The organism is Enterococcus hermanniensis, from assembly GCF_001885945.1.
Lineage (GTDB): Bacteria > Bacillota > Bacilli > Lactobacillales > Enterococcaceae > Enterococcus_A > Enterococcus_A hermanniensis.
This window is the reverse complement of the sequence record NZ_JXKQ01000005.1, coordinates 149879-171684: the sequence shown is the minus strand read 5'-3', so window position 1 is coordinate 171684 and position 21806 is coordinate 149879. Positions and strand designations below refer to the sequence as shown.

General features: G+C 36.7%; 15 protein-coding genes and 1 pseudogene. 15 read left to right on the top strand and 1 reads right to left on the bottom strand.

Features of this window, described 5'->3' with window-relative positions; translation table 11 throughout:
• Window positions 1-3: 3 nt before the first annotated feature.
• The 3 genes and pseudogenes from RV04_RS07480 to gshAB all read left to right on the top strand — a co-directional run bounded on the left by RV04_RS07480 (window position 4) and on the right by gshAB (window position 6250).
• A pseudogene (locus tag RV04_RS07480) lies at window positions 4-1780 on the top strand (oleate hydratase).
• Window positions 1781-1956: 176 nt separating this feature from the next.
• Complete coding sequence (locus RV04_RS07475; protein ID WP_071857851.1) at window positions 1957-3465, top strand: helix-turn-helix domain-containing protein; 1509 nt, start codon at window positions 1957-1959, stop codon at window positions 3463-3465.
• A gap of 523 nt (window positions 3466-3988) precedes the next feature.
• Window positions 3989-6250, top strand: a complete 2262-nt coding sequence (gene gshAB / locus RV04_RS07470) for a bifunctional glutamate--cysteine ligase GshA/glutathione synthetase GshB (RefSeq protein WP_071857850.1) — start codon at window positions 3989-3991, stop codon at window positions 6248-6250.
• Window positions 6251-6306: 56 nt separating this feature from the next.
• Here the strand turns inward: gshAB and RV04_RS07465 are convergent, their stop codons facing one another.
• Window positions 6307-6708, bottom strand: a complete 402-nt coding sequence (locus RV04_RS07465; RefSeq protein WP_084405568.1) for a hypothetical protein — start codon at window positions 6706-6708, stop codon at window positions 6307-6309.
• A 133-nt stretch (window positions 6709-6841) separates the two neighbouring features.
• Between RV04_RS07465 and RV04_RS07460 the strand changes: the two genes are divergently transcribed.
• The 12 genes from RV04_RS07460 (at window position 6842) to RV04_RS07405 (ending at window position 21791) form a co-directional block, all read left to right on the top strand.
• Complete coding sequence (locus RV04_RS07460) at window positions 6842-7741, top strand: metallophosphoesterase (RefSeq protein WP_071857848.1); 900 nt, start codon at window positions 6842-6844, stop codon at window positions 7739-7741.
• 16 nt (window positions 7742-7757) lie between these two features.
• Window positions 7758-9104: a hypothetical protein gene (locus tag RV04_RS07455; RefSeq protein WP_071857847.1), complete on the top strand. Its 1347-nt coding sequence runs from the start codon at window positions 7758-7760 to the stop codon at window positions 9102-9104.
• Window positions 9088-9537 (top strand): YaiI/YqxD family protein, encoded by a 450-nt coding sequence (locus tag RV04_RS07450; protein ID WP_071857846.1) that lies wholly within the window; start codon window positions 9088-9090, stop codon window positions 9535-9537. The genes RV04_RS07455 and RV04_RS07450 overlap by 17 nt, the downstream gene beginning before the upstream one ends.
• Before the next feature lie 100 nt (window positions 9538-9637).
• Window positions 9638-10711 carry a D-alanine--D-alanine ligase gene (locus tag RV04_RS07445; protein ID WP_071857845.1) on the top strand — a complete coding sequence of 358 codons (1074 nt, stop codon included), beginning with the start codon at window positions 9638-9640 and terminating at the stop codon, window positions 10709-10711.
• Window positions 10712-10847: 136 nt separating this feature from the next.
• Window positions 10848-12203 (top strand): UDP-N-acetylmuramoyl-tripeptide--D-alanyl-D-alanine ligase, encoded by a 1356-nt coding sequence (locus RV04_RS07440; protein ID WP_071857844.1) that lies wholly within the window; start codon window positions 10848-10850, stop codon window positions 12201-12203.
• A 333-nt stretch (window positions 12204-12536) separates the two neighbouring features.
• Window positions 12537-14114 (top strand): degradosome RNA helicase CshA, encoded by a 1578-nt coding sequence (gene cshA, locus RV04_RS07435; protein WP_071857843.1) that lies wholly within the window; start codon window positions 12537-12539, stop codon window positions 14112-14114.
• 176 nt (window positions 14115-14290) lie between these two features.
• Window positions 14291-14641 (top strand): holo-ACP synthase, encoded by a 351-nt coding sequence (gene acpS, locus RV04_RS07430; RefSeq protein WP_071857921.1) that lies wholly within the window; start codon window positions 14291-14293, stop codon window positions 14639-14641.
• A 19-nt stretch (window positions 14642-14660) separates the two neighbouring features.
• Window positions 14661-15788 carry an alanine racemase gene (gene alr, locus RV04_RS07425; RefSeq protein ID WP_071857842.1) on the top strand — a complete coding sequence of 376 codons (1128 nt, stop codon included), beginning with the start codon at window positions 14661-14663 and terminating at the stop codon, window positions 15786-15788.
• A gap of 33 nt (window positions 15789-15821) precedes the next feature.
• Entirely contained in the window at window positions 15822-16193 is a 372-nt protein-coding gene (locus RV04_RS07420; RefSeq protein WP_071857841.1) for a type II toxin-antitoxin system PemK/MazF family toxin, read from the top strand.
• Window positions 16194-16536: 343 nt separating this feature from the next.
• Window positions 16537-17991 carry an AcpB/EbpR/MafR family transcriptional regulator gene (locus RV04_RS07415; RefSeq protein ID WP_071857840.1) on the top strand — a complete coding sequence of 485 codons (1455 nt, stop codon included), beginning with the start codon at window positions 16537-16539 and terminating at the stop codon, window positions 17989-17991.
• Window positions 17992-18178: 187 nt separating this feature from the next.
• Window positions 18179-19921, top strand: a complete 1743-nt coding sequence (locus RV04_RS07410) for an ABC transporter ATP-binding protein (RefSeq protein WP_071857839.1) — start codon at window positions 18179-18181, stop codon at window positions 19919-19921.
• Window positions 19911-21791, top strand: a complete 1881-nt coding sequence (locus RV04_RS07405) for an ABC transporter ATP-binding protein (protein WP_071857838.1) — start codon at window positions 19911-19913, stop codon at window positions 21789-21791. The genes RV04_RS07410 and RV04_RS07405 overlap by 11 nt, the downstream gene beginning before the upstream one ends.
• Window positions 21792-21806: the final 15 nt, after the last annotated feature.

The window sequence follows — 21806 nt, the reverse complement described above, 5'->3', positions numbered from 1 at the left end:
GCAATGTATAGAAGTAACGGAAATTATGAAGCCTTTGCACGGGCGGCAAAACCGACAAAAACAGAAGATATTTCAGCCGTTTATTTAATCGGCTCGGGATTGGCCTCACTTTCAGCCGCAGCATTTTTAATTAGAGATGGTCGTATGGACGGCAGTAAGATTCATATTTTAGAAGAATTGCCACTTGCGGGTGGTTCCTTAGATGGTCGATACAAAGAAGAATATGGCTTTGTAATTCGTGGTGGACGTGAAATGGAAAGTCATTTTGAATGTCTGTGGGACCTTTTCCGCTCGATTCCCTCACTAGAAGTTGAGGATGCTTCTGTTTTAGATGAATTTTATTGGTTGAATAAAAAAGATCCCAATTCTTCAAAATGTCGTTTGATCCATAACCAAGGTAACCAAGTGCCAACAGATGGTCAATTAACGTTGAGTGAGAAGGCCATCAAAGAAATTTTAGCCTTATGTTTGACGAAAGAAGACCAATTGGATGATAAGAAAATTACAGATGTTTTTACAGATGAATTCTTTGACTCAAATTTTTGGACGTATTGGTGCACGATGTTTGCTTTTGAAAAATGGCATTCAGCGATGGAGATGAGACGTTACTTGATGCGTTTTATTCACCATATTGATGCATTAGCTGATTTTTCTTCGCTTAAATTTACTAAGTATAATCAGTATGAATCATTGGTATTGCCACTATTAGCTTATTTAAAAGACAATGGAGTTCATTTCCAATATGATACAAAAGTTGAAAATGTGATTGTAGCTACTAAACAGGGGAAAAAATTAGCAGATAAGTTAATCTTAACGGTCGAAAAACAGGAAACGATCGTTCAGTTAGCTGAGAATGATTTAGTTTTTGTTACAAATGGCTCAATCACTGAAAGCTCGACATATGGGAATAGTGAAACACCGGCTCCAGTCTCGAAAGAATTGGGCGGTAGTTGGAATTTATGGAAGAGTATGGCAGAACAAGATGCCAGCTTTGGTAAGCCAGAAAAATTCTGCGAGAATCTTCCAGATTCAAGCTGGTTTGTTTCAGCAACGGTAACAACCTTAGATGAAAAAATTGCCCCTTATATCGAAAAAATTAGTCATAGAGATCCCTATGCTGGAAAAGTGGTCACTGGTGGGATCGTTCACGCGACAGACTCTAATTGGAAAATGAGCTATACTCTTAATCGTCAGCCACATTTCAAAAAACAACCAAAGGATCAATTAGTTGTTTGGGTCTATGCCCTGCTTTCAGATACGAAAGGCAATTATATCAAAAAAACCGATTACTGAATGTACCGGAAATGAGATCGCGGCTGAATGGTTGTATCAAATGGGTGTGCCAGAACATTTGATTGATGATTTAGCTAAAGAATCATGTAATACGATTCCATGTTACATGCCTTATATTACTTCTTACTTTATGCCACGTGCGAAAGGGGATCGTCCAGCAGTGATTCCAGAAGGATATAGTAATCTAGCCTTTATGGGTAACTTTGCAGAAACAGAACGAGATACTGTGTTTACTACGGAATATTCTGTCCGTACAGCCATGGAAGCTGTCTACACATTATTGGAAATCGATCGTGGAGTGCCAGAAGTTTTTGCTTCTTCTTACGATATTCGAATGCTGTTGAATGCTTCCTATTATTTAAATGATCAAAAAGGGATCAAAGAGGTGAAAGTCCCATTATTGGAAGGCTTGATTGAACGTAAAGGGTTGAAAAAAATCAAAGGTACCTTTATTGAAGAATTACTAGAGAATGCTGATTTATTATGATTTAAAAAAATAATTCGACAAATTTAATAGTCCATAATTTATAGTAAAATTGATTTTTATAACAAAAATATCATATTTAAGTTATAGAGACTTTAATTTAAATCATTTTTTTGATATTAAGTATATAATGATTGGTGATTATATACTTAATGTTGTTTATTGAAGGAGTGGTTTGTTTGGAAAAGAAAATATTTAATTTATTAGATTCACGAGATCAAGTATTGATCCGTATTTTAAGAATAATTTCCAAAGAAAATAGATGGTATTCCTTACTAGAAATTAGTCAAGAGGTAGGACTCTCTGATCGAAGTATTCAAAGATATATAAATAATCTTTCACTAATCATTCTTGATTACAACAAAAGTAACTCCGAAGATTTTTCATTGTTGTTTAAAAAACACAGAGGAGTAAAAATAATTATTTCTAAACAAGCAAATATAAATTTTTTGATAAGTCATATTTTTAAAAGAAATGAGACAATTATACTATTTATCGATTTACTGTTTAACCGCTATGAAAGCAATCATGAATATATGATCAAAAAGAATGTCAGCCAATATTTTATTAATCATGCTTTTGATGACATCCAATCATTGCTTAGTGGTTTAAATTTAAATATTGATAAAAAAAAGTTTAATATAATTGGTGAAGAGATAAGCATTAGAGAATGTATTTATGAAGCTTGTAAAATAATTTTTTATGGTGATATCTGGCCCGAATGCTTTTTTTTACTCAATGAAGATTCTATAAGATTGGATATAGAATACATCATTGATAATTTACGTTTGAATATGACAAATCTCGCTAAAATAAATGATTTAAGTACGAGATTATCTATTTTGATTATTAGGTATAGGAAGAAATATCCTATAAAAATAGCTAGTCAGTTTAAGAAGTATGTACCAAGACATAAGTATCTTTCAAATGTGCCAAATCTTTATGACATCATAGAACAAGTTTTGTATCGACATAAAATTTTTGATAGTAATGAAACTTATTTTTTTATTTTGATTTTATTGACAAATGACATACTTTATCGATCAGAAAGTATAAAAAAATATCTGTTTGAATACCATCGGAAAATAGAAACAGATATACTTAAAGCAACAGATACTTTTTTCAAAATATTTCAAAATGATGTTTCAGAAATTCCTCAGATTAGTTTAGAAGATAGTTACGAATTTATATTTCGAAGTCATTTGTCGGCAGCTATTTACCCTCAATACTACAAAGATCATAATTTTTATAATTTTGAGGATGTATATTCAGAATATTTTACATATGTTGTGGTTGTAAAAAATATCATTGATAAAATGAAAATAGAATTACAGTTTAATTTTTTCAGCAAAGAAAGATATTTAATTGATCGATACATCATGTTGATTTTTTCATTAGGTCTAAATTCAAATTTTAAAAAATCTGTTAAAATAAAAATAGATACAAATTTTTCTGATATATATGTAAATTATATTCAAAAATATATTATGAATTATTTTTCGTATAAATATAATATTATCTTTATTGATGATAGTAGTTATCAAAAATATGATTTATTATTATCTAATTATCCTAAATTTGGAGATGATTATGACCTTAATATTGAATATCCTTTTGATGAACGTGAAATAGAGAATATAAAATCAGCTTTAGAAAAATTAGATAATAATCAGTTTTCAATAAATTGAACAAGTGAATTTAGATTTTTCGAGAGAATAAGGCTAGGGATTTTTTTAGATCTCAAGTTTTTCTTTCGAACGAGCATTTCTTTTCTCAGTCTAATTGCTACTAAGATCAAAGAATTTTTAGCCCAACTAAAATTGATTGCTTTTGCTGAAAATTTAGGCAAGGTTGAAACGTTGATTACTTATCCAACCATGCAAACCCAGGTGGATATCTCACAATAATTGTAAGAATCGTAGGGCGTAACCTAATCTATTACGTTTATCTACGAGCATTGAAGATAGCGAAGAGTTCACCAATGATTTGCTTCAGTAGCTCTCAGCGCTAAACACAAATTTTTATAGTTAAAACAAGTCGGTACTTTCTATGGTTGAGTATTTTATAGAAAGTACTATTTTTTTGTTCAAATAAAATCATAGTTGTTATCCTTATTTATTTTTGTACTGTGAACAAGCTTTTTTTAAGCATTTCCGTTCTGTTTATCCATAATCTTCTATATAATGTAGCTGGGAAGGAGGATACAAACAAATGAACATAAAAAATATGATGGAGCAAGAGAGCGTCAGACCGTTCTTGCTGCAAGCGCGATACGGGATTGAAAAAGAAAGCCAACGTGTCACTTTAGATGGTGAATTGGCGAAATCGAACCACCCTTCAACGGTTGGCAATCGTAACTTTCACCCGTATATCCAAACGGATTTTTCGGAAACCCAATTAGAGTTGATCACACCGGTGACTGAATCAGTGGAGGAAGTACTGGCTTATTTAGAAGCAATCCATGATGTAGCTCAGCGTAGCTTACCAAAAGATGAAATGATGTGGCCCTTTTCGATGCCGCCGGCGCTGCCAGAAAAAGAAGAAGACATCCAAATCGCAAAATTAGAACACCACGCCGATGTCTTATATCGTCGTTATTTGGCACGCGAATATGGCAAAAGAAAACAAATGGTCAGTGGGATCCATTTTAACTTTGAATATGGTTTGGACCTCGTCGAACAACTATTCTTAGCTCAAACACAAGAAACGTCTTTAGAAGATTTTAAGACGCATTTATATATGAAAATCGCACGCAACTTTTTACGTTATCGTTGGTTGATCACGTATTTATTTGGTGCGAGCCCATTAAGCGAAGCACGCTATTTTGATAGCGAAGATCGTCCGAATGAACCTGTTCGTAGTATTCGAACAAGTCAATATGGGTATGTCAATAAACCAGATGTTCAAGTTTCTTACGAATCGTTGACTCGTTACAGCCAAGATTTGGCTGAAAATGTAGCTCTTGGACGTTTGTCAGAAGAAAAAGAATTTTATGCACCGATTCGTATGCGTGGTGGGAAAAAAGTTGCCGATCTTTTCCATACAGGCATCCGGTATGTTGAATTAAGAAATATCGATTTAAATCCTTTTGATCGAGTTGGAATTGATGCGGATGAAATCAAATTCATCCATTTATTCATGCTTTATCTCTTATGGACAGATGAAAAGTTACCAGCAGATGATTGGGTAGCAAAAGGAAATCATATCAGCGATGCAGTTTCCTTAGAACATCCAACGAAAACAACGGCGTTTTATGACGAAGGACAACAAATTTTTACTGAAATGTTGCAGATGATCAAAGAATTAGATTTGGAAGGATCCGACTTAGTACGTACGTATCAAAACTGGTTGGATCATCCAGAAGAAACTTTAGCGGCTCGGATTTTTGTTTTAGATGAAAACGAAGGCCAAGCCGCAGTGGCTACTGAATGGGGTCGCAAATTCTACGAACAGGCTTGGGCGCATCCCTACCAATTGGCAGGCTTCCAAGAGATGGAATTATCAACGCAGAACCTTTTATTCGATGCGATCCAAACCGGCATCGAAGCGGAAGTATTGGACCGTCACGATCAATTTGTAAAATTACAACATGAAAATCATCAAGAATTAGTAAAAAATGCCAACATGACCAGTAAAGATACCTATATCGCACCGTTACTCATGGCTAACAAAACAGTAACCAAAACCATTTTAGCTCGCGCTGGTTTCCGAGTACCGGCTGGAGAGACCTTTGGATCGATTGAAGAAGCGAAAAAAGCTTATTTACGGTTTGCTAAGAAAGCTTTTGTGATAAAACCAAAATCAACCAATTATGGTCTAGGAATCACGATCTTTAAAAATGAAACATCGATCGAAGATTTCAATGCTGGATTAGCAATTGCATTTGCAGAAGATGATGCAGTGATCATCGAAGAATTTATGCCTGGGACTGAATATCGATTTTTTGTGATCGATGGTCAGGTCAAAGCTGTATTGCTGCGTATCCCAGCCAATGTTGTTGGAGATGGCGAGCGAACAATCAGTCAATTGGTAGCTGAAAAAAATGCAGATCCATTGCGAGGAACCCATCATCGTTCACCATTGGAAGTGATCCAACTAGGAGCGCTAGAACAATTGATGCTGAAAGAGCAAGGTCTTCAAATCAATAGTGTTCCTGAACAAGGTCGCCAAGTTTTCTTACGTGAAAATTCGAATGTTTCTACAGGTGGCGATTCAATCGATATTACCGATGAAGTAGATGAAAGTTATAAAAAAATTGCTATCGATGCAGTTGCGGCACTGGGAGCTAACATTAGCGGAATTGATTTGATTATTCCTGATAAGGACAAACCGCATGAAAATCATGAAGATTATGGCATCATTGAAGCTAACTTCAATCCAGCAATGCATATGCATATCTATCCATATGCTGGAAAGAGCCGCCGTTTAACGATGGATGTTCTTCGTTTCTTATATCCAGAATTAACACACTAAAAGAGGTTGTGCCAAAAGTTTGAAAAAATTTTGGCACAACCTCTTTTTCTAGAGAATTAGATTTCTTCGAGTTGAATCGTTTGTTTCGTTTCTTCAACAATTAAGCCAGTCCGTGCTTCCCACCAATGTTTCATCTCTTTTTCATACGTATTAGGAAAGCGATCAACAGTATCGATCAAGGGTGCACCTTGCAGTGTAGCATAAGAAAAATTCATGGCTAGATTTAGTTTTAACTCATTCAACAATAGGTAGTATTCAAACATCATGTAGTACATTTCGTCATCATCTTTACTAGCTAAGACCAATGCTGCTCGGTCCAACATAAATCCTAAACTGCGCATCATAAATAAAAAACCGGGTAATTCTGCTGTTTCGATATCTTCGACTTCTTTCAAAATATCAACATGCTGATCAAGCGCTTGCAATAGATCGGTTTGTAAATTTTGATACGTAACCATAAGCATCCTCCTCAAAATATTCCTTTTAGTTAAGTATAGCACAAGCTAAAAAACCACAAGTATTTTCCTTGCATTTGATTCGCAATATTAGCTCGTTTTGTGTAAAGTGAACAAAGGAGAAAGGGGTGTCGAAATGGGGACACTAGCGATCATTACGGATCTACATGCAGATATCAATCACTTTGACGATGAAGAATTCACATTATTGTTTGATTTGTTACAAGAGAAAAAGGTGACGCGATTGCACTTTGCGGGTGATACAGCAAATAAAATGGCGCATACTTTGGCTGTGAATCATTTTTTTCGGCACAAAGGCATGCCAACAACCTTTAATCTAGGTAATCATGAGATGGGTAATATTCGAGGTGAGCAGATGATCGAACATTATCCCGATAGTCATTTTCTTAACTTACGTTATTTACCATTGACAGAGAAGACTGTTCTACTAGGATTTAATGGTTGGTATGATTATGGCTTTTCTGAATTGACTGATTCTAAAAAAATTCGCTCGACTAAGAACATTTATTGGTTTGATCGGATCATCGAACGTTTTTCTGACGATCAAACAGTTGATCAAGCGATTCTAAAGCAATTAAAATTGATACTAGATGATTTAGCGCAAAAAAATTATCAAGTGATTTTAGCGACTCATTTTGTTCCTAAAGCAGAATTTATTGTTCATTTAAGCGGGAAATATCAAATTTGGAATAAATTAAATGCTTTTTTAGGTTCCAAAGCGTTAGGTGAATTATTGGATCGTTATAATAATATCCAGCAAGTGGTTTTTGGGCATACGCATCGACGCTTTGCTGATCAAGTCATTAACCAGACGATTTATAGTTGCCGCCCAGTAGGTTATTATTACGAATGGGGGATCACTCGCGACTTCATTTTAGAAAATCAATTGGCAGAGGTATTCATTCCAACTAAAATGCGAGGCATCCTGAATAAAAACCAAGCCGCTTTTGCTGACTATAAAAAAGAACATTTAATAGAAGAGTTTCGCCAAGCGATAACTTTAATCTCTTATTGACGAAAGGATCGTTTTAATGGAAGCCATCAAGAATTTTTTTCGGCGCTTTACTCAAACTACGCCATTTGTTTTAGCGAATACCCTAGTGATTGTCCCGTATTTGCTATTTATTCATTTGATTCATTCGAGTATTGCTATGACGGCAATGCCGTTTGTTTTATTTTATACCTTTCGTGTAACCGGTATTTTTTTGATTCGTGGGTTGCATCGTTCCATCGATCAGTATACGCTGTTAATGGTGGCGCTTTTAATCGGAGGTTTTGGCGCATTTTTGACATTACTCGGAACGATTTATTTTTCGAGTTATTTGTTTGGTAGCATATTATTAGGATTGAGTGCTGCCTGGCTGCCAGCCGCCAATACCAGTGTCAATTTTTACGAGCAGACTCAGGGATTTCACTCGATGACTGGTAAAGGCTATCTTTATGCCTTGGTAGTTTTAGCACCGTTAGGTTTAGGGCTGACTGCAAGCTTACCTGTTCAAATGGTCATCGTGCCGAGTATAATTACGTTGTATTATATATGTGCTTATCATACTGTGAAGCATTACCCACATTATGAAATGGATTTTAAAGAATTGCCTAAACATGTTTTTTCAATTCCGGAATTGGTTTGGTTCATTTTGTTTTTCAGTGCTTTATTTTTATTGCGTAGTGGCCGTTTACTGTTCAATGAAAAATTATTGGATGGTTCAATCATTTTGTTTGCTAGTATTTTTATTTTAGCGATCGTGGTGATTCATCAGGTTAAAGATCGTTGGAAATTACCGCTTTGGCAAAATGCGCTGACATTTTTAAATGGAATGATCGGAAACTTCATTTTTCTTTTCGGTGCGTTTTATATTGCAGTTTATAAAGGAAGTTCTGCCCAAGAATTATACTTGTTTTTACCGTATGTTTTAGCAACGATTAGCTCCTTATTATTTGCAAGCAAATTAAGAAAAAAAGCTAAAAATCCACTAGTTTTTCAGTTGTTTGGTTTGACGGTTGGTCTATTGTTGTTAAGTATTCGAGTTATTTTTCCGATAGCTATTTTTGTTTTAACCTTTTTTCAGAAAAGTACTAGTTCTTGGTTGAACCGTTTGTACTATCAAACCGATAGTATTCCTGAACAGCAACGAATCACTGCCAAATATTCAACCTCAAATAAAGGCAGTATCACCCATCAGTTTATTTTAATGTTTTTATTAGGCGCAACATTATGGGAAAAAGATTTGCCGATTCGAGATCTGTTTTTACCAAAAAATTTACATACGCAAGCAATTTTTGGAACGATGGATCTCGTTAAATTTGCAACGATCGTCTTATTGTTAGTAGGAGTCTATATTGTAGAAAGGCTAGGTAAAGATGCGTTTGATTATTGATGGTGATGGTTCACCAGTGAAAGATACAACGATCGAAGTAGCAAAGAAATTTTCATTGCCAGTACTGATTGTAACCAGTATCGATCATTATTCGAGAAAAGAGTATCCGGAGTTCGTAGATTTTATCTATGTTGATCGAGGCGCGGATTCTGCTGATTTTAAAATTGTTTCTGTGATCCAACCAACAGACATATTGATCACACAAGATTATGGTTTAGCTTCTTTGACATTAGTGAAAGCAGCACATGTCGTGCATCAATCAGGTATGGAATATACCACGATGAACATTGATTCTTTATTGACCCAACGATTTATCGGTAGTAAAATGCGGCAAGCGAAGCAACGAACAAAAGGACCAAAACCTTTTACAAATGAAGATCGTGTTCATTTTAAGAAATCCCTAGAAGACTTGATTTCAAGCGATTTGTTGTAACATAAATGATACGCTTCGTAATACTTGTAAAACTTTTTTTTGGAGATTCCAGTTTTTATGCTAAAATATGAAAGATCAGAAAGTAATGGAGGACATTCAGTTGAAAATTATTTTACTTTATGGTGGGAAGAGTCCAGAGCATGATGTAGCGATTCTATCGGCTTTTTCAGTAATTTCTGCGGTTTATTTTGATTATTATCAAGTCCAACTTGTTTATATTGATAAAACCGGTCAATGGGTCAAAGGCCCGTTGCTAACGGAAGCACCAGAAACAGATGAAGTGTTGCGCTTAACATGGGATCCAACAGGTAATGTCGTAGAAGGATTTAGCGGTCGAGTAATCGGAGCTGGTGAAATCAAAGAAGACAATGCGATTGTCTTTCCTGTTTTGCACGGACCAAACGGTGAAGATGGAACGATCCAAGGGTTCTTAGAAACATTGGATATGCCGTATGTAGGTACTGGTGTAATGACTAGTGCATGTGCAATGGATAAAATCATGACAAAGTATATTTTACAAGCAGGTGGCATTCCACAAGTACCTTACGTGCCTGTCTTAAAGAATCAATGGAAAGAAAATCCAAAACAAGTCTTTGATAAATGCGAAGGCATGTTGTTGTATCCAATGTTCATCAAACCAGCCAATATGGGTTCAAGTGTTGGGATCTCTCGAGCTGAAAATCGCGAAGAATTACAAAATGCTTTACAAGAAGCGTATCTCTATGATTCTCGTGCCTTGGTCGAACAAGGAATTGATGCTCGTGAAATTGAGGTAGCTGTTTTAGGAAACGATGATGTGCGTACAACATTACCAGGTGAAGTGGTAAAAGAAGTAGCTTTTTATGATTACAATGCAAAATATATCGATAATAAAATTCAAATGGCGATTCCAGCGGATATACCAGAAGATGTTATGGAAAAAGCTCGTGACTATGCTAAATTGGCTTATACGATGTTAGGCGGATCCGGTCTTAGTCGCTGTGATTTCTTCTTGACGAATAAAAATGAATTATTCTTGAATGAACTAAATACCATGCCCGGTTTTACTGAGTTCAGTATGTACCCGCTATTATGGGAAAATATGGGATTGAAGTACAGTGATTTGATTGAGGAATTGATTCAATTAGGATTGAAACGTCACGAAATGAAAGCTGCTTTGCATTTGAATAATTAAGCCACGTTATATCACAGTAAGAACTTAAAATGTGAGTGTGACAAAAGTATGTCGCACTCCTTTTTTCCTAATAGAATATTTTTAGTAAAAACATTCTATTCTTGTAGCTAGAGACAATTAATATGGGAGGAACACCATGAATTTTACAACGACAATCATCAGCAAAGCCGTTCAAGGTGAAGTATTGACGGAAAATGAGGTGACCGTTACTGGTGTCGAATTCGATACGCGCAAAATTTCAAACGGCGATCTATTTATTCCGTTAAAAGGGAAAAATGATGGTCATGATTTCGTGTCAAAAGCAATTGAAAACGGGGCGACTGCAACATTATGGAGTAATGATCCCGCAACTGCACCAGAAGGGATTGCAGTTATTTTGGTAAATGATACACTTGCCGCTTTTCAAGCATTAGCAAGTTATTATTTATTAGAAGAAAATCCAGATGTGATCGCTATTACTGGATCTAATGGGAAGACGACGACAAAAGATATGACTGAATCTGTTCTCAGTCGAAAATATCGGACGTATAAAACTCAAGGAAACTATAATAATGATATCGGCTTGCCTTACACGATTTTACATATGCCAGAAGGAACTGAAAAGTTGATTCTTGAAATGGGTATGGATCATGAAAATGAGATCAGTGTATTGTCTGAGTTAGCAGAACCAGCTGTGGCTGCCATTACCATCATTGGTGAAGCACATATTGAAAACTTAGGCTCAAGAGAAAAAATTGCAGATGCTAAAATGGAAATCACTACCGGCTTAGCACCTGATGGCTTGTTGATCGTTCCTGCAGATGAACCCCTTTTAGAAGATCGTATTCATTCGCTATCACAAACGATTGAAACCTTCGGCATCCAACAAGGTGATATTTCTGCTACGATCTTAAATGAAAACAAAGGCGCAACTGTTTTTTCAGTCGATGATAGTGGATATCAAATCCCGTTACCAGGCAGCTACAATGTTCAAAATGCCTTGATTGCTTTAGCGATCGGTCGCTGGTATGGTTTGACTAATGAAGAGATTTTCCAAGGACTAGCCTATGTTCAAGTGACTCAAAATCGTACGCAATGGCTGAAAGCTAAAAATGGCGCGGATATCTTAAGCGATGTTTATAATGCAAATCCGACAGCGATGGCATTAGTATTAGATACGTTTGCCAAACTTCCTACTGAAGGTCGTCGGATTGCTGTTTTAGCAGATATGTTGGAACTAGGGGAAGACTCAGCTGCCTTGCATGCAAATATGGTCAACCATATCAATGAACAAGACTTTCAAGAAATTTTCTTATATGGTGAAGAAATGAAGGCCTTAAAAATTGCGTTAGCAGATCGTTATCAAAATCTTAAGATTCATTATTTTGCTAAAACTGAAAAAGCACAATTGATTGAAGCGGTCCAGGAAAGTCTGCAAGCTGAAGATAGTATTGTGTTGAAAGGTAGCAATGGAATGGGCTTATTTACCTTAGTTGAAGCTTTACAAAAGTAGTGAAAACTTGCAGAAAACAAAATGATATGCTAGAATGAGCTATTGCCGAGAAATGAAGTAATGATTGAACGAGTCATCCAATAAATTAAAGATTCGCTAGTGGATAAGTCTACTGGCTTACCAATTATTTCTAAGGAGCGGTTGGGGCATTTTTCAAATGAACGATGTCGCAGCCACTTTTTGTGAGAGATGATCCTTCCGCCTGACTTCGCGGAGCGGTTTTTCGGTACCTATCGCCAAAGGTGGCAACTAAAGGGACAGTTGCAGCCTGCACGCAGATAACTAACCATACGCTCTAAATGATAAGGTTAACAGACATTAGGAGGATATCATTTGAAATTCAACGAATTAAAATTATCACCAGAACTATTGATCGCGGTTGAACGCGCAGGTTTTGAAGAAGCAACACCCATCCAAGGACAAACTATTCCTTTAGCATTAGCTGGAAGAGATGTAATTGGACAAGCACAAACAGGTACTGGTAAAACAGCAGCCTTTGGTCTACCAATGCTAGACAAAATTGATACGACTAAAAATACTTTACAAGGTTTGGTTATTTCACCAACACGTGAACTTGCAATCCAAACTCAAGAAGAATTATACCGTTTAGGTCGAGATAAAAAAGTCCGTGTTCAAGCCGTTTATGGTGGTGCTGATATCGGACGTCAAATCCGTGGCTTGAAAGATCGTCCACATATCGTTGTCGGTACACCAGGACGTATGTTAGATCATATCAACCGCCACACATTGAAATTAGAAACAGTTGAAACACTTGTTTTAGATGAAGCAGATGAAATGTTGAACATGGGCTTCTTAGAAGATATCGAAAAAATCATTAGTAAAGTCCCTGCAGAACGCCAAACATTGTTGTTCTCAGCAACGATGCCAGATGCAATCAAAAAAATTGGTGTTAAATTTATGAATAACCCAGAACACGTAAAAATCAAAGCGAAAGAAATGACCGCTGATTTGATCGATCAATATTATGTTCGGGCAAAAGATTTTGAAAAATTCGATATTATGACTCGCTTGTTTGACGTACAAACACCAGATTTAGCCATCGTATTCGGACGTACAAAACGTCGGGTAGATGAATTAGCTCGTGGCTTAGAAGCTCGCGGCTATAAAGCTGAAGGAATTCATGGTGATTTATCACAACAAAAACGGATGAGTGTATTACGTTCATTTAAATCTGGACATCTTGATATTTTAGTTGCGACTGACGTTGCTGCCCGTGGTTTAGATATCTCAGGTGTGACCCATGTCTACAACTATGATATTCCGCAAGATCCAGAAAGCTATGTTCACCGTATCGGTCGTACAGGTCGTGCTGGTAAAGGTGGTATGTCTGTAACTTTCGTGACACCAAACGAAATGGGTTACTTACATGTGATTGAGAACTTAACTAAGAAACGTATGAATCCATTACATCCACCAACCGAAAAAGAAGCATTCAAAGGTCAACTAGGCGCAGCGATGGAGCAAATCCAAAGCCAAATGGAAGAAAATTCTTCAAGCTTAGAAAAATATAGCGAATCTGCACAAGAATTAACAGCTACTTATTCTGCTGAAGAATTAGCAGCCTTGTTGTTGAAGACAGTTGCTAAAGACCCAGCTGATTCAGTTCCAGTTAAAATCACACCAGAACGTCCATTGCCTTCAAATAAAAAAGGCGGCTTCAATCGTGGTGGAAACCGCGGTGGAAATGGAAACAAACGTAACGGTGGTGGAAACAACCGTGGCGGACGTGGAAAAGACAATTACCGCAAAGATCGCGACCGCAACAGCGACAACAGCAAAAACAAAAACTACAGTGGAAACAAATCACGTAGCAATAGCAACAACAAAAATACAAATCGTACTAACGATAAAAAACGTGGATTTGTCATTCGTTCAAATTCAAACGACTAAAACAAAAAACCATCGATCAATTGATCGATGGTTTTTTTATTTGCTATAGCAGAAATGCTAAAAAAATTAATTTGAAATAGCTATTTTGAAAAAATAGTAATGTTTCTTTAGTGAAAACCATGGTATTTAAAAAAGTCTTTGGTAAAATAAAGAAGGTAGATGAAAGGGTGGAGGCAGTGATCAAAGGGATTGGGATCGATGCAACAGAACTTGAAAGAGTCGCAAAAATCATTGAACGTCGTCCGCATTTTATTGAAAGAATCTTAACTCCCGCAGAACAGACCCTTTTTGCTAGCCATTCTTCCCATCGTCAGGTAGAATTTTTAGCAGGGCGGTATGCATGCAAAGAAGCGTTCTCTAAAGCTTGGGGTACAGGGATTGGAAAAGTTAGTTTTCAAGATTTAGAAATTTTACGTGATGAGAGCGGTGCGCCGATCTTTACAAAGTCACCACACCACGGGAATGTATTTGTAAGTTTGACACATACGGATGAACTGGCAATTGCCCAAGTCGTGTTGGAAGAATAGAAAGAAGGATACTTAGTTTATGGTTGTAACTTATCATCGACCAACAAGAGCCATTATACATAGAAAAGCATTAAGAGAAAATATCAGAAATGAAGTCGAACGTTTACCTAAAGGTGTCGAATTGTTTGCCGTCGTAAAAGCAGACGGATATGGACATGGAGCAGTTGCTACAGCACAAACAGCATTAACTGCAGGAGCTACGGGATTTTGTGTGGCGACATTAGATGAAGCGATTGAATTGAGAGAAGCAGGTATTACAGAGCCAATCTTAGTATTAAGCGTTGTTTTTCCAAGCTACCTTTCTTTAGTTGTTGATTACGATCTATCAATCACTGTAGCGACAAAAGACTGGTTGTTGGAGGCTCAAGAGGTTTTAAAAGATTTAACAGAAATGACAGAGCCTATTAAAATTCACATCAAGGCCGACACTGGGATGGGTCGAATCGGATTTTTAACCCCCAAAGAAGTACAAGAGGCGGCCGCAATCGTCGAAGCTTCACCTAATATGGTTTGGGAAGGATTATTCACCCATTTTGCAACAGCGGATGAAGCGGATTTTACTTATTGGCAGACACAAGCTTCAAGATTCCAAGCGGTTCTTTCTACGCTGGACCATTTGCCACGTTATGTCCATTCAAGTAATAGTGCCACTGCGTTATGGCACGATAAAGAGATGCCAGGAAACATGATTCGATACGGTGTTGGGATGTATGGCTTAAATCCGTCAGGTCATGAGTTACCTGAACCGTATAACTTACAGCCTGCAATGGAACTTGTTTCCGAATTGATCCAAGTGAAAAAACTAGCAGCTGATGAAGGTGTTGGTTATGGGAAGACTTATGATACCCCTAAGGAAGAATGGATCGGTACGGTTCCTATTGGATATGCCGATGGATGGGTCCGTAAAATGCAAGGTTTTTCATTATTGGTAGATGGGGAATTTTGCGAAATCATCGGGCGAGTATGCATGGATCAATTAATGATCCGTTTGCCCAAAGAAGTCAAAGTTGGGACCAAAGTAACATTGATCGGAAAAAATAAGGGCCAAGAAATCACGATGCAAGAAGTTGCAGAGCATTTAGGAACGATTCATTATGAGATTTGTTGTATTCTTTCAGAACGTGTACCGAGAATTTATCAAGAATAGGCCGAAACTAGCTTAAAATTTTGGAGGAAAATTATGGTAAAACGTGGTGATATCTATTTTGCAGATTTATCGCCAGTAATTGGCTCCGAACAAGGAGGCATCCGCCCAGTGTTGGTTATTCAAAATAATTTAGGAAATCATTTTAGTCCTACGATCATTGTAGCTGCGATCACGGCAAAAATGGCTAAACCTAAATTGCCAACCCATATTGGGATCCCATCGAACGGAACAGGAATTGAGCGAGATTCAGTCATTTTGTTAGAGCAAATTCGCACGATCGATAAATCCCGTTTGAAGGAAAAAGTTTGTCACTTAGAGTCGTGTTTAATGGCGGAAGTCGATGCGGCATTACGAATCAGTGTTGGGATTGAAACAGTATCGGAAGTAACACCCAGCCTTACATAAAATCAATTGATTGATTTTAAACAATCATATCAAAAAAGTTTGATTTATTTTTATAGAAATGATGTTTGAGACATTATAATAGATTATTTTCATTAGATTCTAGGGCAGTTAGTTGTCTTAGGATTTTTTTGACCAATTGGTAAAAAACAGACGAATGAATAAATAACCAATTAAAATAAATAAAAATATTAATGTAGGCGTAATTACAAAAAACATTAAATAAAATGTGATATTTTTACATTTAAGTATGGTTATTTTGGGATATAATGATAAAATATTATCATAATCAAAAAAATTAATTAATGATTTTAAAGGATTAATTGTTGCTTTAGGAGGGTGCTTTGTGCGACGATTGCTAAAAAATACGACCCAACGACGTTTAGCGATTATTGGCGTCCTACGGGATTTACTAGGGTGGCAGCCTCCCGAAATGATTGCAGAATTATTAGATTGTTCAACCAAGACAGTCTTATCAGATGTAGAAGCAATCAATGATTACTGGGGAGAACATGTTGGTGTGGAATACTCTCGAACGAATGGACTGCGTTTGAATGAGTCGCTTCATAATAAAACCAGACAGTTAGCTAGAAATTTAATGGAAGAATCCGAAGCTTTCTTATTTTTAGAGCGGCTCTTCTTTCAGCCAAACGAAGACATTGATTATTGGCTGAATGAGTTATATATCAGTGAAGCTACTTTTTATCGGATGGTTAAGCAAATAGATAATGTGTTAGAAGAAAAAGGATTAATTTTAAAGCGACGACCATTTTATATCACTGCTGAAAATGAGTGCTGGGTCAGAGAATTTTATGTCCAATTATTTTTAGAAAAATATGGAATCAATGAATGGCCATTTGATGTAGAACGAGAAGCAGTTATAGCATTCATCAGAAAAATGAATCAATCATTTAAGCTCGATGGCAACGATCGGGAGTTATTGGAAACTAGCTATCTACTAGCAGTAACGATCGTCCGGACTGCTCAAGATTTTTATTCAAAGCCTATGGCAAACGTATCGATTCATCATAAATCGACAGAGAAAATTTTAGCATTACGTCCATTTGCTGAGCGAGTCGTCCAATCTACCAATTATTCTATGACCAATCATTGGCAAGTCGAAGTGGCTAATAGTTTGTTAGGCAACTATGTGGATCCATCTTTTAGTAAAGACTATTCGGAGACGTTAGAAGCGTTAGGAAAATTTATCGATGAACTAGAACATATTTATGAGGTCTCATTGACTGCTAAAAAAAAGCAACACCTAATCGAGCGACTATTACGAATAAAAACAAATTATCAGTTTTATCCTTATTCTCGGACGATCCTCTTTGATTCTGATGCCTATTTTACTAGGAACGCGCAGTCGCAATTTCCGCATTTTACCAAATATGTTCATCAATTGCTATTACAGTTAGAACGAACGACTGGGGATCCTTGGTTTAGCCAATTTCATTTTTCTGTATTAGCGGTTTTATTCAAAGAGTGGGAAGGCTTGGCCTTGTCATTAGACATTCGTTCGTCTAAAGTTAAAATTTTAGTCGTGAGTGATTCAGGTAGAAGTCATGCAAAAATGATTGCTGAATTGATCCAAAGCCGCTTTTACTATCGTGTAATGATAAAAACATACGAAGGGTCGGTTTTGGAATTGAGTTCTGATGGGCGGTTTAAAAATTATGACCTAGTTGTAACAAATTTTCCAATTCAACATTATCCGTACAGTAATTTAAAAATCATTGACGATTTTTTAACAGAAGCAGATCTTTCCGCAATCGGCGCGGTTATCAAAGAAATCCATTAGAAGGCTATTTGAGCCTTCTTTTTTGTAGGAATTAATAAGAATCAAGGTATAAAAAGCTAGCATAATAAAATCAACTGTTTTTTTACAAAAAAACAGAAATATATTAGAATTTCAGACTAAAAATCTCTATACTAAATGGGTAGCTATTATTTTGAGTTATTTTTAGGTATGGGAAGGACGTGAATGCATGTTAAAAAAATTGTTAGCGAATGTTGGCGAATATAAAAAACAAAGCTTGCAAACCCCGTTATATACGATGGGTGAAGTATTGATGGATGTGATCATGCCGTTAATCATGGCGGGTCTGATTGACCATGGAATCGAAAAAAGTGATAGTAATGCGATTTTACGCTATGGTGGCTTGCTCTTTTTATGTGCCATTTTTGCTTTAGTGATGGGCACATTAGGTGGACGGACAGCCGCAGTCGCTTCAGCCGGATTTGCCAAAAATTTGCGGCATAAATTATTTACACAGATTCAAGGTTTTTCATTTTCAAATATTGATCGTTTTTCAAGTGCCAGTTTGATCACTCGTTTGACGACCGATGTGACCAATGTTCAAAATGCGTATCAAATGGTGATTCGTATTTTAGTTCGATCGCCATTGATTTTGATTTTTTCTTTGATTATGACGTTTAATATTAGTCGTGAGCTGTCTATGATTTATTTAGTGATTGTTCCGATCATGATCATTGGGCTGGGAGCGATTATCCGCTTTGCTTTCCCACTGTTTGAAAAAGTCTTTCGTACGTATGACCGCTTGAATAATGTTGTTCAAGAAAATTTACAAGGGATAAGGGTTGTAAAATCATATGTACGCGAAGAGCATGAAGAAGAAAAATTCAGACAAGTTTCGCAAAAAGTCTTTGATAACTTTACAAAAGCGCAAAGAATTGTCGCCTTCAATATGCCCTTATTACAAATCGCCGTTTATGTGTGTATGCTCTTGCTATCATGGATAGGTGCAAAATTGATTGTGACGAAAAGTGAGCTATCAACAGGTGAGTTAGTCAGTATGTTCAATTATACGATGCAGATTTTAATGAGTTTGATGATGTTGTCAATGACGTTTGTTCAATTGATGATCGCTCGTACTTCGGCTCGGCGAATCTCTGAAGTATTAAATGAAGAAAGTGACTTAAAAGATGGTGAAGATCCATTGACTGAAGTTCCAAATGGTTCTGTTGAATTTAAAAATGTCTGCTTCAGTTATAAAGATGATATGGACAAGTTGGTTTTAGAAAACGTCAATTTATCGATTAAATCAGGTGAAGTAATCGGTATCGTGGGTGGAACTGGAAGTTCGAAATCGAGTCTAGTTCAATTGATACCGCGATTATATGATGTAACACATGGTGAAATCAAAGTCGGTGGACATGATGTTCGACGGTACTCTTTAGAAGCGCTACGTGATCAAGTTGGGATGGTTTTACAAAATAATGTCTTATTTAGTGGTACAATCGCGGAAAATTTACGTTGGGGCGATGCGAATGCGACGAATGAAGAAGTGATCCATGCGGCAAAAATTGCTCAAGCAGATCCATTTATTCAAGAGTTTCCCGCAAAATACGAAACGCTGATCTCTGAAGGTGGGAATAATGTTTCGGGTGGTCAGAAGCAACGCTTGACGATTGCACGAGCTTTGTTGAAAAAGCCTAAAATTTTGATCTTAGACGATTCTACAAGTGCTGTCGATACGAAAACCGATCAGGCAATACGTTCAGGACTAGCAAAAGCGATTCCTGGGACGACGACTTTCGTTATTTCACAACGGATTAGTTCAATTAAAGATTCTGATCGAATCATCGTATTGGATGATGGAAAAATCAATGGCATTGGGACCCACGATGAGTTACTGGAGAGCAATGTGATTTATCAAGAAGTTTTTGAGTCCCAGCAGAAAGGATTTGGTGACCATCATGACGAATAAAAATGAAACGATCAAGGCCAATCCTATTCTGACAATGAAACGTCTGTTGGTAATCATGGCAAAAGAAAATAAATTACAATTACTTATTGTATGTGTGATGATTTTACTAAGCGCATTTGCTAATGTTCGGGGGTCATTATTTTTACAAGTCGTGATCGATGATTATATTACTCCTTTAATTGGACAAAATAATCCGGATTTTTCGGGCTTATTGAAAGCTATTTTAACCATGGCATTGATCTATCTTGTAGGTATCATAGGAACTCTTTCGTATAATTTAATTATGGTCAAAGTGTCTGAAGGTACTCAGAAAAAGATTCGTGACCAAATGTTTGATCACTTAGAGACGTTGCCGTTACGTTACTTTGATTCACGTTCTGCCGGCGATATCATGAGTCATTTCACGAATGATACAGACACCTTGAGACAAATGATTTCGCAAAGTATTCCTAACTTGATGATGGCTTTTGTAACCTTTATCTCGGTCTTTATCGCGATGTTTTCATTGAGTATTCCTTTAGCTTGCTTTGTGATTGGCTCGATTTCATTGATGTTTGTCATTTTACGAGTGATCACCAATCGAAGCGGAAAGTATTTTGGAGCACAGCAGCGTTCACTGGGAAAAGTAAATGGTTACGTCGAAGAAATGATGCATGGGCAAAAAGTCGTGAAAATATTTAATCATGAAGCAACTGCAATGAAAGAATTTGATGTAATCAATGAACAACTACAAGAGAGTGCCACAAAAGCTAATGCAACAGCAAATATGTTGATGCCGATCATGATGAATTTGTTGAATATCCAATATGTTTTAGTAGCGATTGTCGGTGGTTTGTTTGCGGTATATGGGGTTTCAGCTTTGACCGTGGGCATGATTGCTTCCTTTTTACAGTTGAGTCGTTCTTTGAATGGTCCAATCAGTCAGATTTCACAACAAATCAATTTTGTGATCATGGCTTTAGCGGGAGCAGAACGAATCTTCCAATTATTGGATGAAGAGTCAGAAGTAGACGATGGGTATGTCACTTTAGTCAATGTAACAGAAGAAAATGGTGAATTAACAGAAACAACAAAACGCACAGGTATCTGGGCATGGAAGCATCCTCATGATGACGGGAGTATTTCTTACGTTCGTTTAACCGGAGATGTTCGGTTTGAAGATGTAAACTTTGGTTACAATGATAATCATTTAGTCCTTCATGACATCAATCTTTATGCCGAACCAGGGCAAAAAGTTGCTTTTGTTGGCGCAACAGGTGCGGGTAAAACAACGATCACTAATTTGATCAATCGGTTCTATGATATTCAAGAAGGAAAAATCCGCTATGATGGTGTCAATGTCAAGAAAATCAAAAAAAGTTCTCTACGTTCTTCACTAGGGATTGTATTACAAGACACGCATCTATTTACTGGTACGATCAAAGAAAATATTCGCTATGGGAAATTAGATGCTTCCGATGAAGAAGTCTATCAAGCAGCGAAGTTATCAAATGCTGAAACATTTATCAATCATTTACCTGAAAAATACGATACGGTGATTACTGGTGATGGTGATGGTCTGTCTCAAGGCCAACGTCAGTTGTTAGCGATCGCACGAGCAGCAATCGCCGATCCCCCAGTAATGATATTAGATGAGGCAACGTCGAGTATCGATACGCGAACAGAAAGTATCGTCCAATCAGGAATGGACCGTTTGATGGAAGGACGAACGGTTTTTGTAATCGCCCATCGATTGTCTACAATTCAAAATTCAGATGTGATCATGGTGATGGATCATGGACGGATCATTGAGCGAGGCAATCATGAGAGTTTACTGGCTGAACGCGGTATGTATTATCAATTGTATACCGGGAAAGTAGAACTGGCTTAATCTACTTTATATATA